Genomic DNA, 24155 nt, shown 5'->3' on the forward strand with positions numbered 1-24155 from the left:
ACTGCAGTGTAAGCCACATGAAATCGGGTCCGCAGCACCCTGATCCATTGGTCGGCAAAGGGCTTTTGAAGTTTTTTTAGCTGGCAAGATCTGAACCGGGACGGTACTGAGATCCATTGCGGCCTCAAAAGCCCAGCCCTTTAGACTGGCTTTCGACGTAAAAGCCGACTCAACATATTGATAGGTAGGAAATTATGGCTGAAGTAGCAAATAACGAACAACAAGCCCCACAGTTCAACATCCAACGCGTTTACACCAAGGACGTATCTTTCGAGACCCCTAACAGCCCAGCGGTATTCCAAAAAGAATGGAACCCAGAGGTGAAACTGGATCTGGATACCCGCAGCACCAAGCTGGCTGACGAAGTGTTCGAAGTAGTTCTGTCGCTGACTGTGACTGCCAAAAACGGCGAAGAAACTGCATTCCTGTGTGAAGTTCAGCAAGCCGGTATCTTCCACATCGGTGGTCTGACTGAGCCTCAACTGGCCCACTCTCTGGGTGCTTACTGCCCTAACATCCTGTTCCCATATGCCCGTGAAACCGTGGCCAGCCTGGTGAGCCGTGGTACTTTCCCACAGCTGAACCTGGCGCCTGTGAACTTCGATGCCCTGTTTGCCCAGTACGTGCAACAGCGCGCAGCTGCCGCCGTTCAGGCCGAGCAGACCGAAGAAGCCAACGCGTAACAAACAATGAAAGACACTGCCGATATTACGGTACTGGGGGCGGGCTCTTATGGCACCGCCCTTGCCATTTCTTTGGCCAGTAACGGACACAAAACCCTGCTGTGGGGCCATGACCCCGAGCATATCGCGACTCTGGCTGCTGAGCGCTGCAATGCCGCTTTCCTGCCTGGGATTGCCTTTCCCGACTGCCTGATCACCGAAGCCGACCTTGGCAAGGCCCTCGCGGCCTCGCGCAATGTGTTGGTGGTGGTACCTAGCCATGTATTCGGCGAGGTGCTGGGTAAAGCCAAGCCGATGCTCAGAGACGATGCCCGCATCGTGTGGGCGACCAAGGGGCTTGAGCCTGAAACCGGCCGTTTGCTGCAGGATGTGGCCCGTGATGCGCTGGGTGATGCCTTCCCGCTGGCAGTGCTTTCTGGCCCTACGTTTGCCAAAGAGCTGGCCGCCGGTTTACCAACGGCCATTTCGGTGGCAGGCACAGATCCGGGCTTTACCGAAGAACTGGTGGAGCTGCTCCACAGCCCCAAACGCCTGCGGGTTTATGCCAACGACGACTTTATCGGCCTGCAATTGGGGGGGGCGGTGAAGAACGTTATCGCTATTGGCGCCGGGATGTCAGACGGCATTGGCTTTGGCGCCAACGCCCGTACTGCGCTTATCACCCGTGGCCTGGTGGAACTGAGCCGCCTCGGTGAAGCGCTGGGCGCGCAGCAGGCCACCTTTATGGGCATGGCCGGACTTGGCGACCTGGTGCTGACCTGTACCGACAACCAGTCGCGCAACCGTCGCTTCGGTCTGGCGCTGGGCAAGGGCTGTGACGTGAATACGGCGCAGGCTGAAATCGGTCAGGTGGTTGAAGGCTATCGCAACACCAAAGAGGTGTTTACCCTGGCCAAACGCCTCGGGGTAGAGATGCCTATTACTGAGCAAATCTATGCCGTGCTGTATCAGGGCAAATCGCCACTGGACGCCGCCAAAGAGTTGCTGGCCCGCGAGAAAAAATCCGAAACAGCAGCCGAGTAAAAGCCGCGCTGCAACAGGAAAAAGGATGCTAGAATTGGCATCCTTTTTTTATGTCCGGGAGTAACAGGCGGATGTCGGATTGTAAGCATCATCAGGTCATCATTATTGGCGCGGGCGCGGCAGGGCTAATGTGTGCCCTGACAGCGGGTTACCGTGGCCGTGATGTGTTGCTGCTCGACAATGCCAAGCAGTTGGGGCGCAAAATTCTGATCAGCGGCGGTGGCCGTTGTAACTTTACCAACCTGCAGACCCAGCCCTCGGCGTATCTCTGTGCCAACCCCCATTTTGTAAAGTCTGCGCTGGCGCGTTACACCCAGTGGGATTTTATCGATATGGTCGAGCGCCACGGCATCGCCTATCACGAAAAGACCCTCGGACAACTGTTCTGCGACGACTCGGCCAAAGACATTGTTCAGATGCTGACCACCGAGTGCGACTGGGCAGGAGTGAAGACCCAGCTGCGCACCGAAATCCTCACAATCAGTAAAGAAGATAGCGGCTTCTTGCTGCACACCAGTGAAGGCGACTATCGCTGCGACTCTCTGGTCATTGCCAGCGGCGGCTTGTCGATGCCCAAACTTGGTGCCACGCCGTTCGGGTTTAAAGTTGCCGAACAGTTTGGCCTTCCTGTGCTGCCGACCAGCGCCGGACTGGTGCCCTTTACATTGCAGCCACAAGATAAGGCCAAGTTCGAGTGTCTTGCCGGTATCAGCCTGCCGGTGACGGTAACGGCCGCCTGTGGTCAGTCATTCTCGGAGGCACTGCTGTTTACCCACAGAGGCCTGTCCGGCCCCGCGGTGTTGCAGATTTCTTCCTTCTGGCGCCCCGGAGAAACCGTGAGCTTTGATTTGCTGCCGGGTATCGATTTTGTCGACTGGTACAAAACAATCAATGCTGAATCACCTAAATTGTCAATCAAGAATGCGCTATCACGCTTGTTGCCCAAGCGGTTTGTGGAGCGGTTAGTGGAAATTGGCGAACTGCCCGACAAAACCCTGAACCAACTGGGCAAGGGCGAAATCGATGCCCTGGCCAGCTATTTTGCCAGTTGGCAAATTGCTCCCGGTGGCACCGAAGGCTATCGCACCGCCGAAGTGACTCTGGGCGGGGTGGATACCGATGCGCTGTCTTCCAAGACCATGGAGGCCAAGGCCTGCCCCGGGCTGTACTTCATCGGCGAGGTGGTGGATGTAACCGGTTGGCTGGGCGGTTACAATTTCCAGTGGGCATGGAGCTCTGGGCACGCCGCCGGAGAAGCCGTGTAATTCGCCTCGAAAAGCGAGCCTTTCGGGCTATTTTTCTACAGAAAATAAGGGCTTTTTCCATCGCCCTTTTTTTTGGCTGCTACACTTTTCCAGACAGGAAGGATTTCGGGTGTGAGCCGGGAGTGGGCAGCCAAGATGATGGAACCTTTTACCGTTCTTATTGTGGATGATGTAAGGACGAACCTATTGGTCATAGGGCAGTGCCTGAAGGGCCTTTATAACGTCCGTGAGGCCGTGAGTGGCGCCCAGTGTCTCAAGCTTGCCCGCAGTGAACCTCAACCCGATCTCATCCTGCTGGACGTGGTGATGCCTGACCTCGATGGCTATGAGGTGTGCAAGGCGCTCAAGTCCGACCCCATGACCGCCGAAATCCCGATTATTTTTGTCACCGGCAAGGATACCGATGACGACGAGCAGCTCGGCTTGCAGCTGGGCGCCGTGGATTACATCACCAAACCCATCCGTCCTGCCATAGTCCGTGCCCGCGTCTCCGCCCATATTCAGCTCAAACAACAGCGTGACCGCTTGCAGTTTATGGCGCTGCACGATCAGCTCACTGGCCTTTACAACCGTCATTTTTTGGTGGAAACCGCCCGGCAGCGACTGGCGCGGGTGGTGCGTCATCGCTCGCCGATGACAGTGGTGCTGGTGGATATAGATCATTTTAAAAAGGTGAATGACACCCATGGACATATCACCGGCGATAAGGTGCTGATGGCGGTGGCCAAGCTGCTCAATTCCAGCACCCGAAAGGAAGATGTGGTCGCGCGCCTGGGCGGCGAAGAATTTGTGATTTTACTGGATTGTAGCCTGGATAAGGCTGCCCAAAAAATGGAAAAGCTGCGCCAGCAACTGGAGGACCTGGAGCCCGAGGGGCTTAAGATCACCGGCAGTTTCGGCCTGGTGGAAGCCAGCCCTTATAACGCCGATTTTTCGCATTTGCTGGTGATGGCGGACGACGGGGTGTACCGGGCCAAGTCTCAGGGGCGCAATCGGGTGGTGTGTTGCCGCGCCGAAGCATCGACCATCAAGCCCAAGCTCCAAGAGCAACAAAAGCAACAGGAAGGATAACCATGAGACACCTCTTTCTGCTGGTGATGGCCTGTTTTCTGTTTAGCTGTCAGCCTGCGCCAGCACCCAAAATCATCGTGGCCATTAACCCATGGCCCGGCTACGAAATGTTGTATCTGGCTGAGAAAAAGGGCTTTTTCACCGAGCTTGGATTAAATATCGAGTTGGTGCAGGTGGCGACTTTATCGGATGCCCAGCGTGCTTACTTGTCGGAACGGGTTGATGGCTTTACCAGCACCATGATTGAAGCCGTGCAGGTAGAAGCCTTCGGCGGCAAGCCCATCAAGGTGGTGTTGGCGGCGGATTACTCCAACGGCGGTGATGTGATTGTCACCCGCAAGGAGTTCAGTGACTTGCCGGCACTGAAGGGGAAAACCATCGGCTGCGAGGTGAGTTCTCTCGGCATTTATGTCCTGACCCGCGCGCTGGCGGCACATGGTATGCTGCTTGATGACGTAAAGGTTGTGAATGTGGAGCAGGGCGATGGCGCGCGGCTGCTCGCCTCAGGCGCCATCGATGCCATGGTGACCTATCCCCCTTACTCGATGGCCTCGCTGAAAAGTGATGAGCACCACTTGGTGTTTACTACCCGCGAGATCCCCGGCGAAATCCTCGATACCCTGTCGTTGTCGGCTAAGGTGCTGGAATCACAGCCGGATCTGGTGCCCAAGTTGCATCAGGCATGGCAAAAATCACTCACCTATTTTCAAACTCATCAGGAAGAAGCCGTTGCCATAATGGCGCGCCGCGAAGGCATTCCACCAGAAGACTTCATCGCTGCCATTAACGATTTGTACCTGTTGAATGAGGCCGACCAGCAAAGGCTTTTCAGCGATGTGGCGGCGCTCGAAAACATGGCGCGCTCGGTGTGCACCACCCTTAAGCACATCAATGCCCTGCAAGGGGATTGCAGTCACGTGATTGGAATGTTTACCTTACCCGGAGCCAGGTAATGGTTGGATTTTCCGGCAAAGGGCGCAAGAGCCTGGGCTACAAGCTGAATGTAGCCACGGCCTTTTTGGCGGTGGTGGTGTGCCTGCTGGTGTCGTTGTATTACCAGGCCGATATGCGGGAGCGTATTAAAGATCAGGCCCGCCATGAGATGGTGGACTTGCTCAACAGCTTGAATCTGGCGCTGGAAACCCGGGCCAGCCGCACCGATTTACAACGGGTGGTGCTGGCACTTTCCACCAAGGAGTCCATCACCCGCATGAGCCTTGTCAGCGAAGACCGAATTGTCGCTGACAATCACTCAGAGTACCTGGGCCGCACCGTGGCCGAAGTCTATGGCGACAATATCCGCAAGCTTATCGGCGATGCCCTGACCCAATCCAATAATGTTGAGTTGCATATGATGGATGGCATCTTCCATCAAAGCTCGAGGCTATATCTTATCTCCCCCGAAGTGCAGCGGCTCAGGCCATACGCGCTCTATGTGGCCTACAACACAGCGCCGCTGGAGGTGGAGGCACGCGCCGACCTGATTGAATTTGTAGTGATCCAGAGTTTGGGCTTTTTGTTGCTGCTCGGCATTAATACCCTGGTGCAGCAGCGGGTGGTGCTGGCGCCGATCAGCGCCATTCGCAGGCAGATAGTCGCCGATCACCAGCGGGAGATTTCGCTTGAGTCCGATGATGAGTTCGGGCTTTTGGTCGATAGTTACAATGCTTCCATCAAGCAGCGGATTGCCCAGGAAAAGGAGCTGGAAGATTCCCGGCGCTACATCGATGCGGTGACCAACGTGATCCCGGTGCAACTGGCCTATGTAGACGCCAGCCGCTGTTACCGCTTTATCAACAAGCGGTATCTGCAATGGCTTGAAAAATCGGAAGAAGAAGTGCTTGGGCATTTGGTGGCTGATGTGTTGCCTGCCCCCATCGAAGAGCTGGTTCGCCCTTATCAGCAGCGGGTACTGGAAGGCCAGCAGCAGGTGTTTGAATCAGATATTGAGCGAAGTGGTGAGGAAGTTCGTTATATTCAGGCAACTTATGTGCCTGATTTTAATGGCGAAGGTGAGGTGGTTGGCTTTTTTGCCTGTATCGAGGACTTAAGCCGTATCAAGGCCAATGAGCGCAAAATTGAAAGTTATGCCCAGGAGCTGGAATTCAACAACTGGGCCTTGATGGATGCCCGGGAGAAGGCCGAGGCGGCATCGCGCTCCAAGGCCGATTTTCTGGCCTGTATGAGCCATGAAATCCGCACCCCCATGAACGGCGTGATTGGCATTTTGTCGCTGCTGGGGCGCACTGAACTGTCGATTCAGCAGCGTCATTACGTGTCTGTCGCTTCCTCCAGCGCCGAGTCGTTGCTGACCCTGCTCAACGATATTCTCGACTTCTCCAAAATTGAATCCGGCAAGTTTGAGATTGAAGAAATTCCCTTTGATCTGGTTAAGCTTTTGGATGAGTTTGTGCAGCCGCTGGCAATACGCGCTGAAGATAAAGGGCTGAAAATGCTGCTGGATGTTTCCGGCATTCATGTGCGCTGGGTGCGTGGCGATCCGAGCCGTTTGCGGCAGGTGCTGGTAAACCTGGTGGGCAACGCCATCAAGTTTACCGAGATGGGCTGGATTGCCATCCGGGTGCAGGCGCAGCGCGAGGCCTCCAGTGGCTTGCGGCTCGATGTGAGCATTGAAGATACCGGCATAGGTATCCCCAAAGATAAACAGGATCAATTGTTTTCTCCCTTCACCCAGGCCGACTCATCCACCACCCGCCACTTTGGCGGCACCGGGCTGGGCTTGTCGATTGCCCGGCGGCTGTGCGAGCTGATGGATGGCGATATCAAGGTGATCAGCGCCGAAGATGCCGGCAGTACGTTCAAGTTCCATATTCACCTCAAGCCGGACGTGGCCAATCATAGTCGCAGCTGGCCGCCGGTATTGCCCTGTGGTCGGGTGTTTATGGCGGGAGAGCTGGGGGCCTCCGAGCGGATGCTGATGGAGCTTTTCAGCGGCTGGAAATTGCAGGTGAAGTCGTTCAATGGCCGCGAAGGCCTGGAAGCCAGCCTGGGGCTGCAGGAATCTGACTGGCTGATCTATTCAGTGCCGCAGCATTTGGCATCCATTAATGCCGAGCTGGACTGGTTGTCGGATCTTGGTCAACAGCAGCACTGTCAGGTTCTGGCGGTGATTTCCCATCAGCAGCAGCTGAGTTTACAGGCCGATGCTCAGCCCAAGTGCCAGTTTATCTGTCGTCCGCCGCAAACCCTGGCGCTGGTGGATATTCTGAGTGGTGGCGGCGTTGAAGAAGAGCACAGATTCGAAACTGCCGAGCGGCACTTTGAAGACTCGGCGCAAATCCTGCTGGTGGAAGATAACAAGGTAAACCAGATGGTGGCACTGGGGATGCTGCGAAATCTTGGGCTGCATCATGTGGACGTTGCCTTCAATGGCCTCGAGGCGCTGTCGGCGCTGCAACACAAAAACTACGACATCATACTGATGGATTGCCTGATGCCGGAAATGGATGGCTATCAGGCCACGGTGGCGATTCGCCTGGGCGATGCCGGTGAGCAGTGTAAAGACATCCCGATTATCGCCATGACCGCCAACGCCATGAAAGGCGATAAAGAGCAGTGTCTGGAGGCCGGCATGAACGACTATGTCGCCAAGCCGCTGGAAATCGGTGTCTTGAGTGAGGTGTTGCAGCGTTACCTGAGCGCACAGCATATGCAGCCATCCGATGAAGAGGGCGAGGTGCTGGTGACGCCGGAAGAGTTGTTTGACCGGCACTGCGCGCTGCAATTGATGTCAGGCGATGAGCAGTTGCTGGGCGACATTCTCACGGTGTTTGTTGAAGAAATGATGGTGTACCGCGAGGCCTTTGAAACTGCCATGGATCGCAAAGACTTCGCCGCCGTGCGCACCGCAGTGCACTCCATTAAAGGCGCGGCCAGCAATCTGTGCATGGGGCCACTGGCTGCGGTGGCCAAGGAAATGGAAGTTGCTGCCCGTAATCTGCAATGGGAGTTTTTGGCTGATAATCGCGAGCGCTTCCTGGCGACATTGCAGGATACCCTGGAGCAAAGTCAGGTTCAGTCTGCCTGAACGCCCGGCGCTTAACCTTGGTATCCGATATAGGCACACGATATAGGCACTGAATATAGGCTGCCAATATCCGCGCTTCATCCTGCTGTTCACCTCGTATCTTATCTTGTTGAGTCACCCTGAAGTTTGAACCCGGTCGCCTTTGTGACCAGGGATACTTTGGCAAGCTGCTGATTGTGTTATTTTAGAGGACCATTAAGTTGCCGCCCTGAGCGGCTCCGTCTTGCCATAAGGAAGCAGCCATGGCCAAAGCCAGAATCGGCATAGTGACCGTCAGTGACCGCGCCAGCGCCGGTATCTACGAAGATCTCTCGGGTCAAGCCATTATCGACACCCTAAATGCCTATCTCACCAGCGAATGGGAAAGCGTTTATCGCCTTATTCCCGATGAGCAGGCCGACATCGAAGCGACCCTGATTGATCTGGCCGACAACGAGCAATGCTGTCTGGTGGTCACGACTGGCGGCACAGGTCCTGCCAAGCGTGATGTGACTCCGGAAGCAACAGAAGCCGTGTGCCATAGGATGATGCCGGGCTTTGGCGAGCTGATGCGTGCCGAGTCACTGAAGTTTGTGCCAACGGCCATTTTGTCGCGCCAAACCGCCGGTCTCAGAGACGACACCCTGATAGTAAACCTGCCCGGCAAGCCCAAATCTATCCGTGAATGTCTGGATGCAGTGTTCCCGGCCATCCCTTATTGCATCGACCTGATGGACGGCCCTTATCTTGAATGCGATGAGTCGGTCATCAAGCCATTCAGACCCAAGAAGTAATGCCCATGTCATGGATGACACAGATATTTCGCCTGTTGCTGCTTGGGGGTTGCCTGTGGCTGGTGGGCTGTAGCTCAAAGCCGGAGCTGCCCGCTGCCCCGGCCCAAGCCCAAGTCAGCAGCAATGGCCTCAGCGCCGAGCGGCTGCTGTGGCTTTATGCTGACTGGGAGGGGGTGCCATATCGTCTCGGCGGCATGAGCAAAAAGGGGATAGACTGCTCCGGTTTTACCTTGCTGGTGTACCGGGATCTGGCGGCCAAAGCATTGCCGCGCACGGTGGAAGAACAACTTGAACTGGGCGAACCTGTGGCCAAGGGCAAGCAGCGCCCCGGCGACCTTATCTTCTTCAAAACCGGTTGGAGTACCCGCCATGTGGGGGTGTCTCTGGGCGACCAGCGTTTTGTGCACGCCTCCACCAGTCAGGGGGTGATGATTTCATCCCTCACCAACAGCTACTGGAAGCAGAAGTTCTGGCAAATCCGCCGTTACGACAACCGCTGAACCGGCTTATTGGCGATGACCAATGGCAAAGGCGATAAAATCGCTGGGAGCTTCGGTCAATAGATTCAATGGCGCGGATGAAATGATAAGTGGGTACTCACTATCAACCAGGTTTTCACCGGCAATCAGGTAGCCCTGACGCAGGTAAATACCATACACCAACGCCTGGGGCATATCCGGCTGATGCCAGCGCTGATGCGGCCCAAGCTTGTGGCGCGCGGCGGTCTTTTTCACGCCCCCGGGCACAAACAGATTAAAGTCTTCCACCGCGGCACTGCCAAGTTCGGCATGGATTTGGCTGGCTCCGGCAAATTCGAAGGGGGCGGTGTCGGCGCCAAGTTCGGCGGCGCCCTTTACCCCATCTACCGTGAGCGACATCTGGCCGCTCAGCACAATCAACAGTCGGTCGTAACCGCTGAAATCACTGAAAGGGCCTGAGGCCTCGACTATGGCGCTGCTGAGACGAAAATCGAAGTCGCGTTCCGCCAGGCTTGCGCCTTTGGGATAGATCCACAGCTGGGTGCTGGTGCCCCCGGACCAGGTGCTGGTCTGGAATTCTGTGGCGGCAACCAGATGGGTCGGCATGATGTGTCCTTTAAATACGTATCGCTACAGGAATTTTTGAACGTACCAGCAGCTGGCGTGGATGTCGAGTCCTTGCTGCCTGGCCCAGTCCAGTCCGAAACGCACCAAGCGCTCGGCCAGCCCCTGACCCCGCAGCTCCGGGGGCACAAAGGTGCGACTGAAGTCGATGGCATCGCCACGGCGCTGATATTCAAGCCTGGCTTCCACTCCCTGGTGGCCAAGCAAAAACGCCTGTTGCTGTTGATCGTGCACTATGTCTTCCATGATTAAGCCTTGTTATTACCTTTGCGTTCGCGGGTGCGTTGTTCTTTATAGGTTTTGGCCGATGCCGGGATTGGACTGACTTTGCCGGTTTCTAGCCACTTTTTCAGGCGGCCAGCATCGCCCAGATGGGTTTGTTTACCAAAGGAGTCCAGCACCACAAAGGCCACATCCCGCTTGGCCATGCGGGTTAGCATAACCAAACAGTGGCCAGCGGCGTCTGTGTAGCCGGTCTTGGTGAGATTGATATCCCAGCTGTCTTTGTTGACCAGACGGTTGGTGTTGTAAAACGCCAGACTGTATCTGGGTTTGCCAAAGGTGACTGACTTACTGGGGGTAGACGACAGCTCGCCCAGCAGCGGATAACTGCGGGCCGCCTGCAGCAACTTCACCAGATCCGCGGCCGTAGATACGTTTTTCTCCGACAGGCCGGTGGGCTCAACAAAGTGGCTGTTGCTCATGCCCAGCGCCTTGGCCTTGGCGTTCATGGCTTTCACAAAGGCCTTGTATCCACCGGGATAATGATGGGCCAGGGTCGTGGCGGCGCGATTCTCCGACGACATCAGGGTGAGCAGCATGGCGTCTTTGCGGCTTAAGGTACTGCCGAGGCGAATGCGGGAATACACATTCTTCATCTCGGGATTTTCGGCAACGGTGACTGTGAGCTTCTCTTTGAGGGAGAGCTTGGCATCCAGAGTGACCATGGCGGTCATGAGTTTGGAGACCGAGGCAATGGGCATCACAGCCTCGGGATTGCTGGAATAGAGCACTTCGTTGGTTTTGGTATCGACCAACATGGCGCTGTAGGAGGCCAGTTCCTGCTTGCTGGTCTCAGATTTGCTGGCGCCAAAGGCGCCGGGAGCGGCCATCAGGCCGAGCAGCATAAAGCTGCCGATGACACGGAATAATTTGGATTTCATGCGCGCTGCCAATAATAAGTGTTGTCGTTATTCTCTTGCCATCTTCGTGGCAATAACCCAAGTGTAATCAAGGGTGAGACAATCACAAGTCAGCTAGGTTCGCTTTGCTGAAGATTTTTGAGCAAGGCCAGCATTTCGGACGGCATATCGGCTTTGCGTCCCAGTTTGAAGTCGAACATGACCGCAACGGAAGTGCCTGTGGTGGTAATGGCCTGCTGGGCTTCGCTGAACACTTCGTAGTGCAGGGTGAAGCGGTCCGGGTGTACGTCCGACACCCACACGCCCACTTGCAGGGTGTCGGGATAGGTTACGGGGCGTTTGTATCTGGCCTGATTTTCGCTGATAACCGGCCCAAGCCCCTGGCGATACATGTTGTCCAGTGGGAAGAAGCGACCGAAAAAATCGATACGGGCGGTCTCGAAATAGCGGAAATAGGCCACATTGTTAACGTGCTGCAGGGCATCCATTTCCCCCCAGGCAACAGGGATATGGCTGATGTGGGGATGCTTGTCGGAATAGTTTTGCATGATTCAAACGCCTGTTTAATATTCGTTCGAGCTTAACAGGCACTGTGGGCAGGCTCAAGCAAAAAACAAAACGCCCCGCGTGGCGGGGCGTTTTCGAGGCAAAAGCCGCTACAACATCTGTCGGCTCAGTCGAAGGCCAGCTCATCAAAGTTTTGGATGATGCGGTATTTGCCAGTGCGAATGGCGCTGTCGCGCACCATTTGGCAGGTGATCATACCGGCAGCCTCGGCGGCCTTGAGTTCGTCTACCAGATCCGACACAAACAGGATCTGCCTTGGTGTCAGGCTGATGGTGTTGACTATGTTGCAGTAGGCCTGTTTGTCCAGCTTGTTGCCGGTGCGGGTGTCAAAGTGGCCGTTGAACAGCTCGGTCAGATCGCCGCCGTCACTGTGGCCAAACAGCAGTTTTTGCGCATCGACAGAACCCGAGGAAAAGCTGTACACCCGCAAGCCCTGAGCTCGGTAGCGTTTAATGGCTTCGATGAAGTCGGGGTAGATATGGCCTTTGAATTCACCCTTGCCATAGCCCTGTTTCCAGATCAGGCCCTGCAGGGTTTTCAGCGGAGTGACTTTGCGGTCTTCGGCAATCCACTGCACTAAAATCTCGGCCACCCGGGCTACGTCGGCATCGGGCTCCAGCGCGATATCACGCACATCGCTCATGCAGTAATCCACCAGTGGATTGTGCTGCTGCTCGGTCAGGAACTCGGCCATCACCTTAGCGGAGTAAGGGAACAGGGTTTCCTGAATAAAGTTGAGATCCGTGGTGGTGCCGGCGGTGTCTACGACTATGGCTCTGATACCCATGATATTGCTACTCCACTAACTGCTGCCAAAAGACAGTGCCCAAGATGCAGGCAGATCCTAAAGTGAATTGCGCCCCTTTGCCAGATAAATCGGTCAGTTGAACGGCTGAAATCGGCGTGGCACCGGCCCGGTTGCAGACTTTTCACTTGCGACGCCCTGGCTGCTACTTTAGCTTGAGCTGCAATAAGGATGAAAAAACACCAATAAAGGAAATTCAATGAGAAGAATCATCACCTTATTGCTTGGCAGCTTGCTGAGTATCAGTGCTTTATCGCCGCAGGTTCAGGCGGCAGAAGGCCCCTCGTCAGAGTTGCTTGAGGTTCGCTCACCACTGCTGGGGGACGAGCCCGCCACCTTCACCATCACCCTGCCTGCAAACTACGGCGAAGATAAAACCCAGAAATATGTGCTGATGCTCGACTGGCATCCCCGCGCGCAGCCGCTGCTGGCAGGAATGCAGGACTGGATGAGCCACAATGGCGGCTGGCCCTGGGTCGAAACCATAGTGATCACCCCGCCCAATGGCCATCAAGGTCTGGGTAAGCTTAAATCGGCGGCCATTGAAACCGGCGATGAAGCTCTGCTGGATTTCGTTGAAAACTCCCTGTTGCCCGCGGCTTCGGCCAAATACCCCAACAACGGCTTTAAGATAGTCAGCGGTTTTACCGGCAATGGCGGCCTGGTGCTGCATACATTGCTCAGGCGGCCAGCACTGTTCAACGGCTATATCGCCATCAGCCCTGTGCTGAGTGAAGACTTTGCCAAGGTGCAGTCACAGGCGAAAACTCGGCTGCAAAGCCTGGATAAGTCCCTCGCCGGTAAGACCCGCTTTTTGCAAATATCCACCAGTGACAGTGATTTCGAGAGTGGCGAACTGGACGCCTTCGCCGAGTTTGAAACCCTTCTCAAGGCCCATGCGCCAGAAAGCCTTAAATGGCAAAGCCTCAGACTCGACGGCAGTTATTACATGACCCAGCCGGTGCTGGGCGTTGCCCACGGCATCGAGTTTGTGTTCGACCAGGTGCATAAGCCACTCGCTGCCGACAGCGCCATCAGCCAGCAGGGCGTGGCGGCAATCCTTGCTTATTATCAGCATCTGTCCAGGGATGTGTATGGCTTTGAGGTCTCGGCGGAAGGCGCGCTCACGGCACTCGCCAAAGCCTCTTTGCCGGACGCCCCGCTGCAGGCCATGGCCGTGCTGACCGAGGCCTCCACCGCTTTGCCGACGAACCACAGCCTCAAGTTTGAGCTTGCCACCATTCAGGCATCCCAGGGTAAAAACGCTGCAGCTGCCAAGCAGCTCGAGCAGGCGTTAACTCTGACCGACCATCCCTTCTGGCAGCATCATTACCAGCGGATGCTCACCCAGCTACAGGCCAGTAAAGAGGGTGAGGTCATCCGACTTTCCCTGCGGCAATAATGCTTTTGTATTAGGGCGGGTGGCCGAACGTCAGACTTCGTATGCCATTGTGTTTTCAATAATTTGCCTCTCCGACCATGGTCTATACTTTCACTCATATTTTGCGAGGTGAAAGAAATCAGGGAGAGGCGCCATGTTCCGCATTCAATTGGTCTGGTGGTTTTGTATCTTGATTGTGCTGCAGGGATGCAGTGGAGACAGGGATAATTCGGTGATCACGCCGCCCGTCGAGCCTCCACTTCAGCCTCCCGTTGAACAGGCATTACCAATCGCCGATGCAGGACATCCAATCCGTGCCAAGTCTGGGGCCAGTGTTGTACTGAATGGCAGTGGTTCCCATGACCCTTCGGGCAAATCCTTGACCTTTGAATGGCAGATCCTTTCCCGGCCAACGGGCAGCCAGGTCCAGCTAACCGACGCCACTAAACCCTACCCGGGACTGGTACTCGACCGCCCCGGTGAGTATCGGGTTCAGCTGGTGGTGAGTAATGGCACTCAAAGCAGCAATCCTGCGGTGGTGGTGATCACCGACACGGATACGCCTCCGGTCGCCGATGCCGGCGCAGATATCAAACTGTCTGGCACCGCAGCCATTACCCTGGATGGTAGCCAAAGCTTTGATGTGGATGGCGACAGCCTGAGTTATTCATGGACTCTGGTTGAGCGCCCCGCGGGCAGCCAGGCGAGTCTCTACCTTGATAAGACCGCTTTCCCACTGCTTCAGCATGATGTTGCCGGGCAATACATTGCTGAGCTGGTGGTTAGTGATGGTACTCTGGAAAGTGCGCCGGATAGGATGATTATCTCGGATGCCAATACTGTGCCGGTTGCAAAACCGGTTGCCGGTGCTTTTATGGCGTTAGGCACCGCAGTCAGGGTCAGTGGTTCCGGGTCTTTTGATGCAGATGGCGACAGCCTAACCTATGAGTGGCATATGGTGTCCCGGCCTGCGGGCAGCCAGGCCAATCTTCTGGATGCCAGCGTGGCTGAAACCAGTATCACGCCGGACGTGGCGGGCGATTACATAGTGGCATTGGTGGTCAAAGACGCCAGCAGCGCCAGTAAAACGGCCACAGTAACCCTTCATGCCGCTTCATCGGTGAACAGGGCACCCATTGCGGTAACTGGGCATGACAGGCTTATCACCACTTCGCAAGAGGTGCACCTTGATGGCACTGCGTCCCACGACCCGGATGGTGACGCCATCAGTTACCGTTGGTCGTTGGTGCACAAACCTTCGGGGAGTCAGGCACAGCTTAGCGAACCATTCAGTGTCCACCCCTTCTTTACCCCGGATGTTACCGGTAGCTACGTAGCACAGTTAATAGTCAACGATGGCACCCGTGACAGTTTGCCAGTGACTGTACTGCTGACCGACAGCAATCTGCCGCCGGTGGCGCACGCGGGCAGTGATATTAAAGGCGGACCGGGACAGACAGTGCTGCTTGATGGCAGTGCCTCCACCGATGGCAATGGCGATCCGCTCAGTTATCGCTGGAGCTTGGTGAGCCAGCCGGCTGGCAGTCAGGCGGTGATAAATAATCCTGGCTCTGCGCAGCCGACTTTGACTGTGGATATTCAGGGCCACTATGTGGCACAACTCATAGTGAACGATGGCTACGCTGACAGCGCGCCGGACGCTGTAATCATTACCGATGTTAACCTGGCTCCGGTTGCCGATGCAGGCAGCGATCAAAAGGCCAGCAAAGGCAGCAAGGTGAACCTCAGTGGCAGCCGCTCTACTGATCCGGAAGGGCAGGCATTGAGTTACCGCTGGAAATTGCTGAGCCAACCGGCTGGCAGTGCGGCTGTGCTCAGCGCCACTGACACCATAGATACCCAGTTTGTGGCGGACCTCAGCGGCGATTACATAGTGCAGCTGGTGGTGAATGACGGCGAGCTCGATAGCGTACCTGCCACTGTCATAGTGCGTGATTTTGACAAAAACACCTTACCCGTGGCCTATGCCGGTCCAGACTTGGGCGTGGAAGCCGGGCAAAGTGTCATCCTCGATGGCAGCGCCTCCTTCGATGCCGATGGTGATGGTTTGAGCTATCAATGGGCTTTGCTGACCCGACCAAGTGGCAGCGTGGCTCTGCTGAGCGATATTGCCAGCGCCAATCCGACGTTAAAAACCGATCTGGTGGGTGACTATGTTGTGCAACTGGTGGTGAGTGATGGCAAGGGCAACAGCCTGCCGGATACTGTACTTATCCATGATGTGGCTAAAAATGTTGCTCCGGTTGCCGATGCGGGCAACGACCAGCAAGTGAATATTGGCGATCTGGTCACCTTAAGCGGCCAGGCTTCCTATGATGCCAATGGTGATACCTTGAGTTACCGCTGGGCGCTGATAAGTAAGCCCGCCCAGAGTCTGGCCTCGTTGAGTGGTACCAATCAGGCCAGCAGCCAGTTTACCCTGGATATTGCCGGCAGTTATGTCGCTCAGCTTATCGTTAGCGACGGTAAGCTCGATAGCAGCCCGGTGACAGTAGCCATTTCCAATAAGCCCAGTGATGGTATTGGAGCAAACCCCGTCCCCAGTGGCCATACGCTGATACTGAGCAGTTCCCTTGGTGGAGAGGATCAGGTGGGTGGGCTTTATTCCATCAGCGAGAAAAGTATTGCTGACATTCATCCGTTGCTGAGTCTTAAAGGTAAGCCTGGGGTTCAAACCACCGGATATCTTGGATTGGAATTTAATCCAGCCAGCGGGAAGTTCTATTTCATGCTGCCAAATGAGGGGCTGTATGCCGGTGCTGCGGTAATGAGTTTTGATCCTGTGACCAAAGTCGTTGATGTTCTGCACCATGTTGAATATGAAATTGTGAATGGTGATCGCGTTTATGGATTTGACACCCGCTTGCTGCTTCATCCTTCCGGTAAGGCACTGTTTGGTTTAGCCAAATATGGCAGTTACCTGGATGCGGGCAGAGTCTTCTATCTGAACATAGATGCAAGCAGTCCGGACTATCTCAAGTTTGCCTGGATAGCTGACCTTGGCGCGCCGGATGCTCAGGGAGACACCTATGGTCGTTCCCCCTTGGCGCACATGCAGTGGAATGGCGCTAACCGGATATTTATCGCCAACTACAGTTCCCGTTTCGCGACCAAAACGAATGTTCTCGAGTTAACGCCCTCTGACGCTCAGGATCTGAGCAAGCCCTGGGTGCCCAACCCGTTTATGGTTTCGACCTATTCCAGCTCTCTTAATTACCTATACTCAGGGCCATACATCTACGTTTCGGGAGATACCTTCGTCAGCGCCTTACAAAATAACGGCAACACTATCTTTGACGTTAATACCCGTGCGGGAGGGAGTGGCGGCTATGTCAATTTCGAGTGCTGGAAGAGTCTGGGAGTATTCCGCTGGATAGGTAACGATGTGTTCTCTGTTTGTCGTGGCGACTCGTCGCACCAAGCCATGTTGACAGAAGTGAGCACTGCCGGCGGACAATCGAGTGATGTCAGGCGCTTCTCGAACTGGGCTGGTCAGGTTGCAATTGGGTTCGCCCCATCCACGACAGGCGGTGCGCTTTATATTACCAATGCAGACGAAAACGCTGCCGGTTTGGCTGATGCCATACGTACCCAGGGTACAAATACGGTTTTTGGTATCACGGTGAAACCCTCGCAGGTGCGCAGTGTGGGCGGTCTTAACTTTTCTGATGCCCCCTTCATTGTGGGCGGTGGAGACAGAGGCTATGTCTTCCTGGGCGATCCTGGCATTGCCGATGTTCCCGGTGACAGCATCAATGACAGGTATGTCTCTGTGATTAGCTTTGATGGTGGTGACACACGTTATGGCGCCATTATCACCAAGGATCGTTTGGATGACAGCGTTTCAGTTACCAGTCTGGGTTACAAGGCGGGGGCATACCCAATAGGCAAGCCATTGGTTCACAGTAACGGCAAAGTTTACGGCGGTGTTTGGTATGCTCCGGGCTTCAGTGGCGCAGGTACACTATTCAGTTACGACCCCATCAACGCCATCATCCAATATGGCAGTGGGAATGGAGATATTCGCCCGGGTATAGCGCTGAAGGAAGACGACCGTGGCGGCTTGGTCGGGCTGGGAATCGATATGTCAGACAACTTCAGACAGGTTCTATACCGTATTGACCCAGATTCATTGGCCTTTACCGAACTATCGGCCTTTGGCACCACCGACAGTGCCCATGCCGCCAGTGAGCTGCAACTGAGAAATGATGAGGCCTGGTTTGTATCCAGCAGCACTATCCACTGCTACAACATGCAAACCAAGGCTCAGGGTTCCAGCGCGTTTGTGAGTACAGCCGGGCATTCACCTGTAAGAGGATTGAGCTTCAGTGACGCCACCAACACCTGGTATGTGGCGACCCGAGCCAGTGCGACAGCAAATCAGGGGGCTATACAGGCCGTAAGCAATGATTGTGGTCATCCGGTGAACAATGATGTGGTAGCCGGGTTGACCGATATACCATCCACTGGCCTGCTCAGCGCCACAAACGGCAAGCTTTACTATGGGACCGAGAATGGTAAGTTGATGCAGTTCGACTCGCAGCTTAATCAGGTTCAACCGGTCGCAACATTGGGCGCTGGTAAGGTAATTGGCTATCTCACTGAAGACACCAATGGCGATATTCTGGGTATATTAAGGCTTGGGGCTGATGATATGTTGTTTGCCGTGCCTTTGGCCGGTGGGGCTGCAACTACCAAAACCTTACCGCGTACATCACCGGCGGACGTGTATTATCCGGGCGTGGTTGAACTCAAGTAATTGCCACTTCGATAAAAACACCGACCCATGGGTCGGTGTTTTTAATTCAGCAATATCGGTCAGGCAGCGGTGATTGGGCTTTGGCACACTGGGGCCGTTGAAATGCGATTGCCTGAATCAAAGCGACAGGCTGTAAAAGATACGAGCGAAACCAAGAGAGTGAAGCAAAAAGAGATGTCATCAAAGATAAGCTCAGAGCTTGAACGAGCCCTCGCGGCAACTGTGCCGACAGGGCTCGACCCCAGGCTTGCGAGGGTGTGCGACTACATAGGTCGTCATCTGGATGAGGATTTGAGCCTCGACAGCTTAAGTCGGGTGGGGCACTTGTCGCGGTTTCACTTTCATCGACTGTTTGCGGCCGGGCTAGGCATTCCGCTGGGGCGTTTTGTGCAGCTGCAGCGGCTGAAACGGGCGTCGTTTCGGCTCGGATTCGAGCATTCCATGCGGGTGCTAGACATCGCACTGGAGGCCGGGTTCGATAGCGCCGAGGCGTTCAGCCGTGCCTTTAAGCGCGAGCTTGGCCTGAGCCCTTCGGCATTTCGACAGACACCTGACTGGGCGCAGTTGCACTCGGTTATGGACAGTATCAAAGTGCCCCCGCAAGGGTTAACAGGAACCGATATGGACATAAAACTGATTGAAATGCCAAGCCGGGCTGTGGCCTGGCTGGAACACAAGGGCAACCCGGCGCGGGTGCTCGATACCAGCGCGCGCTTTATCGAGTGGCGCAAGCAAACCGGGCTCTCACCCATTGCCAGCTCGCGCACCTTTGGCATTCCCAATGGCGATCCGGCCACCATGCCAGCCCAGGACTTTCGCTTTAAGGTGGCTGGCAGTGTTAAAGCAACCGTGCCGGCTAACCCTCAGGGCGTGGAAAATGGTGAAATCGCTGGTGGTCGCTACGCCGTTATTCGCCACCTCGGCAGCCACGCTACCATGGATGCCAGTATTTACGGTTTTTTCCGCGACTGGCTGCCCCAAAGTGGTGAGACCGTGCGCGAAGCGCCGCTGTTTTTCGAGTACCTGAACTTTGTGCATCAGGTGGATGAGTGTGACCTTATCACCGACATTTTTGTGCCACTGAACTAAATCGCCCAATAACCGAGTCGCCAAAGAGCTGATCCACCAAAGAATCGAGTGCGCCGCTGCACTTAGTGTTTGCCAGCGCTGATGGCGCGGAGGCGCTATGGTGAGCGGCGGCACTGCTAAACCTGTGGCTGCATGAGGCCTGCGATGGCTGATACAAAATGAGATAAAAGTTGGAATCTTGATCAATCTCAAATGATAATTATTATCATTGGCGTATCCTGTGTGGGTTTTCAGTAGCCCAACAGGAGTAATAGTGGTGAAGCTTTCATATTTAGCCAGCGCGCTGGCAGTGGTGATGGGGACCATATCCCCGTTCGTGGTGGCCGATGAAAATAATTCGGCGGCAAGTGCCGAAACCGAGGTTGAGCGCATCACGGTGACCGGGGTGCGTCAGCGCCTTGAACAGGCGGGTACCTTGGCCGACACCATCATGAAGACCGAAGTCATCAGCGCCGGCAAAATTGAAGACAAAAATGCCGTCAATCTCACAGAGGCCATCGACAATACGCCTGGCGTCAAGGTGTCCAACGAGTGCTCAATGTGCGGTGTAAAACGCATCATGCTCAATGGCATGCGCGGTGAGCACACCACAATTCTGGTGGATGGCATGCCGGTGCACACCATGATTTCCGGTTATTACGCGGTAGATGCTATTCCAACCACGGGCATTGACCGGATTGAAGTGGCCCGCGGTGCCGGTGCTTCGCTGATTGCGCCCGAGGCCATTGGCGGTACTATCAACGTGATAAGCGCCGAGCCGACCGAAAACGGTGCCGAGGTGGATATTGCTGCCGGTGAAAACGGTTATCGCAAACTTGCATTGCTCGGAAAAGGGGTGAGCGAGGATGGTAGCACACGCGCGACTTTGGTGGCCCAATATGACGACCGGGATCAGGTCGATGTCGACAACAATCTGGTGAACGAAGCACCGCAGCAGGAAAACCGCAGCATCACTGCCCGCCTGTCGCAAGATATTGGTTACGATGACAATCTTGTGCTGCGCCTTGCCAATATTCGCTCTGAGATTTTTGGCGGCCCCATGCTGGGCAAAACCTTTGCCGATGGTGAGGCGGGCGGCATAGGCGGCATTTTGGCCGCCTATGATGGAGAAGGCTCAGCCACCCAGGACCTGTTTGCCGAGGGTGATGTACGAAAGCGCTTCATTGGGAAGGCATGGGAGACCACAGAATGGATAGATACCGAGCGCAACGAGGCTTCGCTGGGTTGGCTGCACGAGTTTAACGACAGCTGGAACAGCCATGTCACCGTCAGCTACGCGGATCATCAGCAAGACTCCTTCTACGAGGGATTTGACTACCGTGCCAAAGACACCATGTGGTTTACCGATATCCGTATCAACCACAGCCTGACCGACAATCAGCTGCTGACCTTTGGCGGTGACATTCGCACCGAAGAGATGCGTTCACACTCGCTGGCGGGGTCGGCTAACCCGGATTATGTCTCTGATTCCTTTGACTATGACTCACAAGGCATCTATTTGCAGGATACCTGGCAGGCAACAGACAACCTTGAAATCGCCGCCGCGCTGCGCTACGACCGTGTCAGTGCCGACTTTGTCGACCCGGCAAAACCGGGCGTGGAGTTGGATGAGTCGCTACTGTCGCCCCGTATTGATATACGTCTAGGACACAATGACCAGTGGACGTCGCGGCTCTCGGCCGGACGCGGCTACCGCGCGCCGCTGTCGTTCTTCGAAACTGACCACGGCATTCTCGATGGCAGTCTCGGATTTGATATCGACATCGACGAGCTGGAAATTTCCCATTCGGCCACCTATGCCCTCAGTTTTGAAGGCGATCGCCTCACTTCCACGGCATCGCTGGCCTGGACCGAAGTCGAGCATCTGGCTTACCTCACCACCAATGCGCAAGGGATCCCACTGCTGACCCAACTCGATCAGAAGGCATCCGTGATCACCACCGATCTGGCGCTTGGCTATAAGGTCAGCGATGATCTCACGCTAAATTTTACCGGCGAGGTGTTCAGCTATGACTCGGTGTTTGAGTCTTCCTACTCGATAGCACCGGTGGAAGAGCGCATCACACTGGATATGGACTGGGACTTTGAGCCATGGGAGCTATACGCCAGCCTGGTGTGGGTCGGCAGCCGCGATCTGGCCAAATACGGTTACGAGGGCTACAACCGCCTCGATGCCATGGGGCAAGTGGTTGCCGAGTCGAAAAAAATCACCGAGGCACCGGCGTACTTCACGCTGGATATGCGCGCCAGCTACCAGATGAACGATAACCTGTCGCTTTACGCCGGGGTCAGTAACCTGCTGGATTACACCCAGGCCGGCGATGAAGACACGCCACTGTTCTTCGATGCTGATGGCGGCTTTGACGTTGGCTACATCTACGGGCCGTTGCGTGGCCGCGAGATCTATGCCGGTTTGAAGATGGAGTTCTGATGCGGCGGTTGATGCTGTTGGCGTTGCTGATTGGCATCTTGAGCCCGGGCCAGCCGGTCCGGGCCAATGTGCTTGGCGACTACCATTACCAAAACCTGCGTGGTGGCGAGGATGGCAGCCTGGCTGGCTTTGAGGGCAAGCCAACGCTGCTGATGTTTTTCGAGCCCGAGTGCCCCTGGTGCGTCAAGCAGGCCAGCAGTTTGCAACGGCATCGGCCAGAGTGTGTGATTAACCAACTGGCGCTGGGCATCAATGCCGACCGCCACAGCCTCAAGCGGGCACTGCTGCGGCTTAACTTTCCCCATCCCGCCTACAAGGCGCCGCCAAAGCTGCTCAAAGACATGGGTGGCATTCCCGGCACACCTGTTATCCTGCTGCTGGGTAAACGCGGTGAGCTGCTGACCGGGGTGCGTGGTTTTACCGAGGCAGACAAGCTCTATGCCCGGCTGTGTCAAACCCGGTCGTAGAACTGTCAGTGCCTGATTATTACAACCGCTGGCGGATCGCCTGCAGCAGCGCCTCGGTTGACCAGTCCAGGCCGTTGTACGGCAGGTCGGGGGCGTAGTATTCGCCATTGCCGCGGCTGCGGTTCACATACACCTTGTTGGGAATGATCACGGCCCCTAGGCCGGATGGAAACGCCTCGGTACGGATATCCATGTAGCTTGAGTCGGCACTGCTTGGAGCGCCAAACAGGCGAGTGTTGTCAAATAGCTTGAACGCATCCAGCGCATCCAGGCAGGCACTGGCGCATTGGCCCGGCACCAGTGCAATCACTGCGGTTGTCAGCGCCGGGATGTCCCCAGGCTGCTCCTTCATGGCATCGGCCATGCTCATTGCCGGAACCTCATCTTTTTGTTTGAAAAAAGGCTCGTTTTGCTTAAGTGAAGCCGCCATGCCGCTGGCGGCCTCGGCGAAATACTCCAGGTACTCTGTCTGGCCCTCGCTCTCAAACTCTTTAACGATACCTTGAACATGTACGGTATTGCCGGGCGATGCCCGCCACCAGACTTCGGTGGCTGCACCCTTGGCCTCAAGGCGGCGCAACACCCGGCCTTCGCCCCACAATGCCTTGGCGACACGTTCACTCCATAAAGACGAGCCGCCCTGATTGTGGCGCAGGTCGAGCACTATGGCTTTTGCCTGTTGGAGTTTGTCCCGCTGCGCGGTGAGTTCACTCACCAGCTTGTCATAGGCGGCAGTATCATTTTCGTCCGGGGTGAAGGTTGGCATGGCTACCCAGGCAATATCCTTATGCCAACTCAGCCCCACCGGCAGACGATCGCCGTTGAAATCGCTCTGCAGTGCCTCGAGTGCCGCTTCCGGCCGCGCTGACCAGCTCAGTGTAAGGCTCTGCTTGCCCTTGGCAGTATCAAACTCACAGCGCTCCGGGGTTGTGATAAAGGGATTGCCATAGTCAGAGAGCACCCGATGGCCGAAGCGCCATTTGTGGCCTGGCTGATCTTTTTGCCCCTGAAATTGGAATACCCGCTCATCGAACAGTGTATCGACGGATTTAACGTCGCAGCCCAGCACCTTATCGCCGCGCTTAAGCTGTGGCAGATCGCTGTAAGACACCCACAGGTCGTTGCCACGCCAGACAGTATTAAATCCCGGCCAGCGGGTTTGCGGAAACCCCGGGTGCTTAAAATCGGTATAGGCGCCGGCATGACCATCCTGCAGCACAGTGCTGAAACGGCCGATGGCCATCACATAACTGATGGGGTCGGTTACTTTGGGAACCAAGGCCAGCGCGTCGTCGCGCGCCTTTTCGAGCTGGGCGCCGAAGCCGGGATTGAGTGGGTCGAACATGCCTGGATGGTTGTCGTGGGTGATTTGATACGCAGCTTCTATGTCGGCTTTGGCTGCACTGGCCCAGGCTTCAGCGGTTTGCGGCAGTGCTGGCTCGGCGGCGGCGAACAGGGGCAACAGGGCTGAGATAGCGGCAGCTACTTTCAGTTTAGATAGGTTCGTTTTCATGGGCCTTCCTGGCT

The 24155-nt window shown here is 55.7% G+C and carries 19 protein-coding genes; 13 read left to right on the forward strand and 6 right to left on the reverse strand.

From position 1 onward, the window contains the following. Positions 1-194 precede the first annotated feature (194 nt). The 8 genes from secB to STH12_RS18500 all read left to right on the forward strand — a co-directional run bounded on the left by secB (position 195) and on the right by STH12_RS18500 (position 9363). Positions 195-683: a protein-export chaperone SecB gene (gene secB, locus STH12_RS18465; protein ID WP_126168914.1), complete on the forward strand. Its 489-nt coding sequence runs from the start codon at positions 195-197 to the stop codon at positions 681-683. Between the two features lie 6 nt (positions 684-689). Continuing rightward, complete coding sequence (gene gpsA / locus STH12_RS18470) at positions 690-1706, forward strand: NAD(P)H-dependent glycerol-3-phosphate dehydrogenase (protein ID WP_126168915.1); 1017 nt, start codon at positions 690-692, stop codon at positions 1704-1706. A 71-nt stretch (positions 1707-1777) separates the two neighbouring features. Further along, positions 1778-2971, forward strand: coding sequence for a BaiN/RdsA family NAD(P)/FAD-dependent oxidoreductase (locus tag STH12_RS18475; RefSeq protein ID WP_126168916.1), 1194 nt, complete (start codon positions 1778-1780; stop codon positions 2969-2971). Between the two features lie 111 nt (positions 2972-3082). Then, complete coding sequence (locus STH12_RS18480; RefSeq protein WP_335925342.1) at positions 3083-4042, forward strand: GGDEF domain-containing response regulator; 960 nt, start codon at positions 3083-3085, stop codon at positions 4040-4042. Between the two features lie 2 nt (positions 4043-4044). Further along, positions 4045-4995, forward strand: coding sequence for an ABC transporter substrate-binding protein (locus tag STH12_RS18485; protein WP_126168917.1), 951 nt, complete (start codon positions 4045-4047; stop codon positions 4993-4995). Next, positions 4995-8090, forward strand: coding sequence for a hybrid sensor histidine kinase/response regulator (locus STH12_RS18490; RefSeq protein WP_126168918.1), 3096 nt, complete (start codon positions 4995-4997; stop codon positions 8088-8090). The genes STH12_RS18485 and STH12_RS18490 overlap by 1 nt, the downstream gene beginning before the upstream one ends. Before the next feature lie 242 nt (positions 8091-8332). Then, on the forward strand, positions 8333-8863 hold the full coding sequence (gene mog / locus STH12_RS18495; protein WP_126168919.1) for a molybdopterin adenylyltransferase: 531 nt from the start codon (positions 8333-8335) through the stop codon (positions 8861-8863). 5 nt (positions 8864-8868) lie between these two features. Further along, entirely contained in the window at positions 8869-9363 is a 495-nt protein-coding gene (locus STH12_RS18500) for an NlpC/P60 family protein (RefSeq protein WP_126168920.1), read from the forward strand. Positions 9364-9369: 6 nt separating this feature from the next. Here STH12_RS18500 and STH12_RS18505 read toward each other — a convergent pair whose 3' ends face one another. The 5 genes from STH12_RS18505 to mtnC form a co-directional block, all read right to left on the reverse strand. After that, positions 9370-9948 carry a HutD/Ves family protein gene (locus STH12_RS18505; protein ID WP_126168921.1) on the reverse strand — a complete coding sequence of 193 codons (579 nt, stop codon included), beginning with the start codon at positions 9946-9948 and terminating at the stop codon, positions 9370-9372. A 24-nt stretch (positions 9949-9972) separates the two neighbouring features. Next, positions 9973-10212, reverse strand: coding sequence for a GNAT family N-acetyltransferase (locus STH12_RS18510; protein ID WP_126168922.1), 240 nt, complete (start codon positions 10210-10212; stop codon positions 9973-9975). A 2-nt stretch (positions 10213-10214) separates the two neighbouring features. After that, the gene (gene pbpG / locus STH12_RS18515; protein ID WP_418856632.1) at positions 10215-11078 is read right to left on the reverse strand and encodes a D-alanyl-D-alanine endopeptidase; all 864 of its coding nucleotides are present in this window, start codon (positions 11076-11078) and stop codon (positions 10215-10217) included. 140 nt (positions 11079-11218) lie between these two features. Then, the gene (locus tag STH12_RS18520) at positions 11219-11656 is read right to left on the reverse strand and encodes an acyl-CoA thioesterase (RefSeq protein ID WP_126168924.1); all 438 of its coding nucleotides are present in this window, start codon (positions 11654-11656) and stop codon (positions 11219-11221) included. Positions 11657-11781: 125 nt separating this feature from the next. Beyond that, positions 11782-12462 carry an acireductone synthase gene (mtnC, locus tag STH12_RS18525; protein WP_126168925.1) on the reverse strand — a complete coding sequence of 227 codons (681 nt, stop codon included), beginning with the start codon at positions 12460-12462 and terminating at the stop codon, positions 11782-11784. A gap of 217 nt (positions 12463-12679) precedes the next feature. On the opposite strand from mtnC, the gene STH12_RS18530 reads away from it, so the two are divergent. From STH12_RS18530 to STH12_RS18550, 5 genes are all read left to right on the forward strand, one after another. Next, entirely contained in the window at positions 12680-13882 is a 1203-nt protein-coding gene (locus STH12_RS18530; protein ID WP_126168926.1) for an alpha/beta hydrolase-fold protein, read from the forward strand. Between the two features lie 133 nt (positions 13883-14015). Further along, complete coding sequence (locus STH12_RS21750) at positions 14016-18641, forward strand: PKD domain-containing protein (RefSeq protein ID WP_126168927.1); 4626 nt, start codon at positions 14016-14018, stop codon at positions 18639-18641. Positions 18642-18815: 174 nt separating this feature from the next. Further along, entirely contained in the window at positions 18816-19730 is a 915-nt protein-coding gene (locus STH12_RS18540) for an AraC family transcriptional regulator (protein ID WP_237158668.1), read from the forward strand. 256 nt (positions 19731-19986) lie between these two features. Continuing rightward, on the forward strand, positions 19987-22161 hold the full coding sequence (locus tag STH12_RS18545) for a TonB-dependent receptor plug domain-containing protein (protein ID WP_237158670.1): 2175 nt from the start codon (positions 19987-19989) through the stop codon (positions 22159-22161). Further along, positions 22161-22628: a TlpA family protein disulfide reductase gene (locus tag STH12_RS18550; RefSeq protein ID WP_126168928.1), complete on the forward strand. Its 468-nt coding sequence runs from the start codon at positions 22161-22163 to the stop codon at positions 22626-22628. The genes STH12_RS18545 and STH12_RS18550 overlap by 1 nt, the downstream gene beginning before the upstream one ends. A 19-nt stretch (positions 22629-22647) precedes the next feature. On the opposite strand, the gene STH12_RS18555 is transcribed toward STH12_RS18550, so the two are convergent. Then, a complete protein-coding gene (locus STH12_RS18555) occupies positions 22648-24141 on the reverse strand; it encodes a S41 family peptidase (RefSeq protein ID WP_126168929.1) in 1494 nt (497 codons plus the stop codon). Positions 24142-24155: the final 14 nt, after the last annotated feature.

Origin of the sequence: Shewanella khirikhana, from assembly GCF_003957745.1 — a bacterium.
Classification (GTDB): domain Bacteria; phylum Pseudomonadota; class Gammaproteobacteria; order Enterobacterales; family Shewanellaceae; genus Shewanella; species Shewanella khirikhana.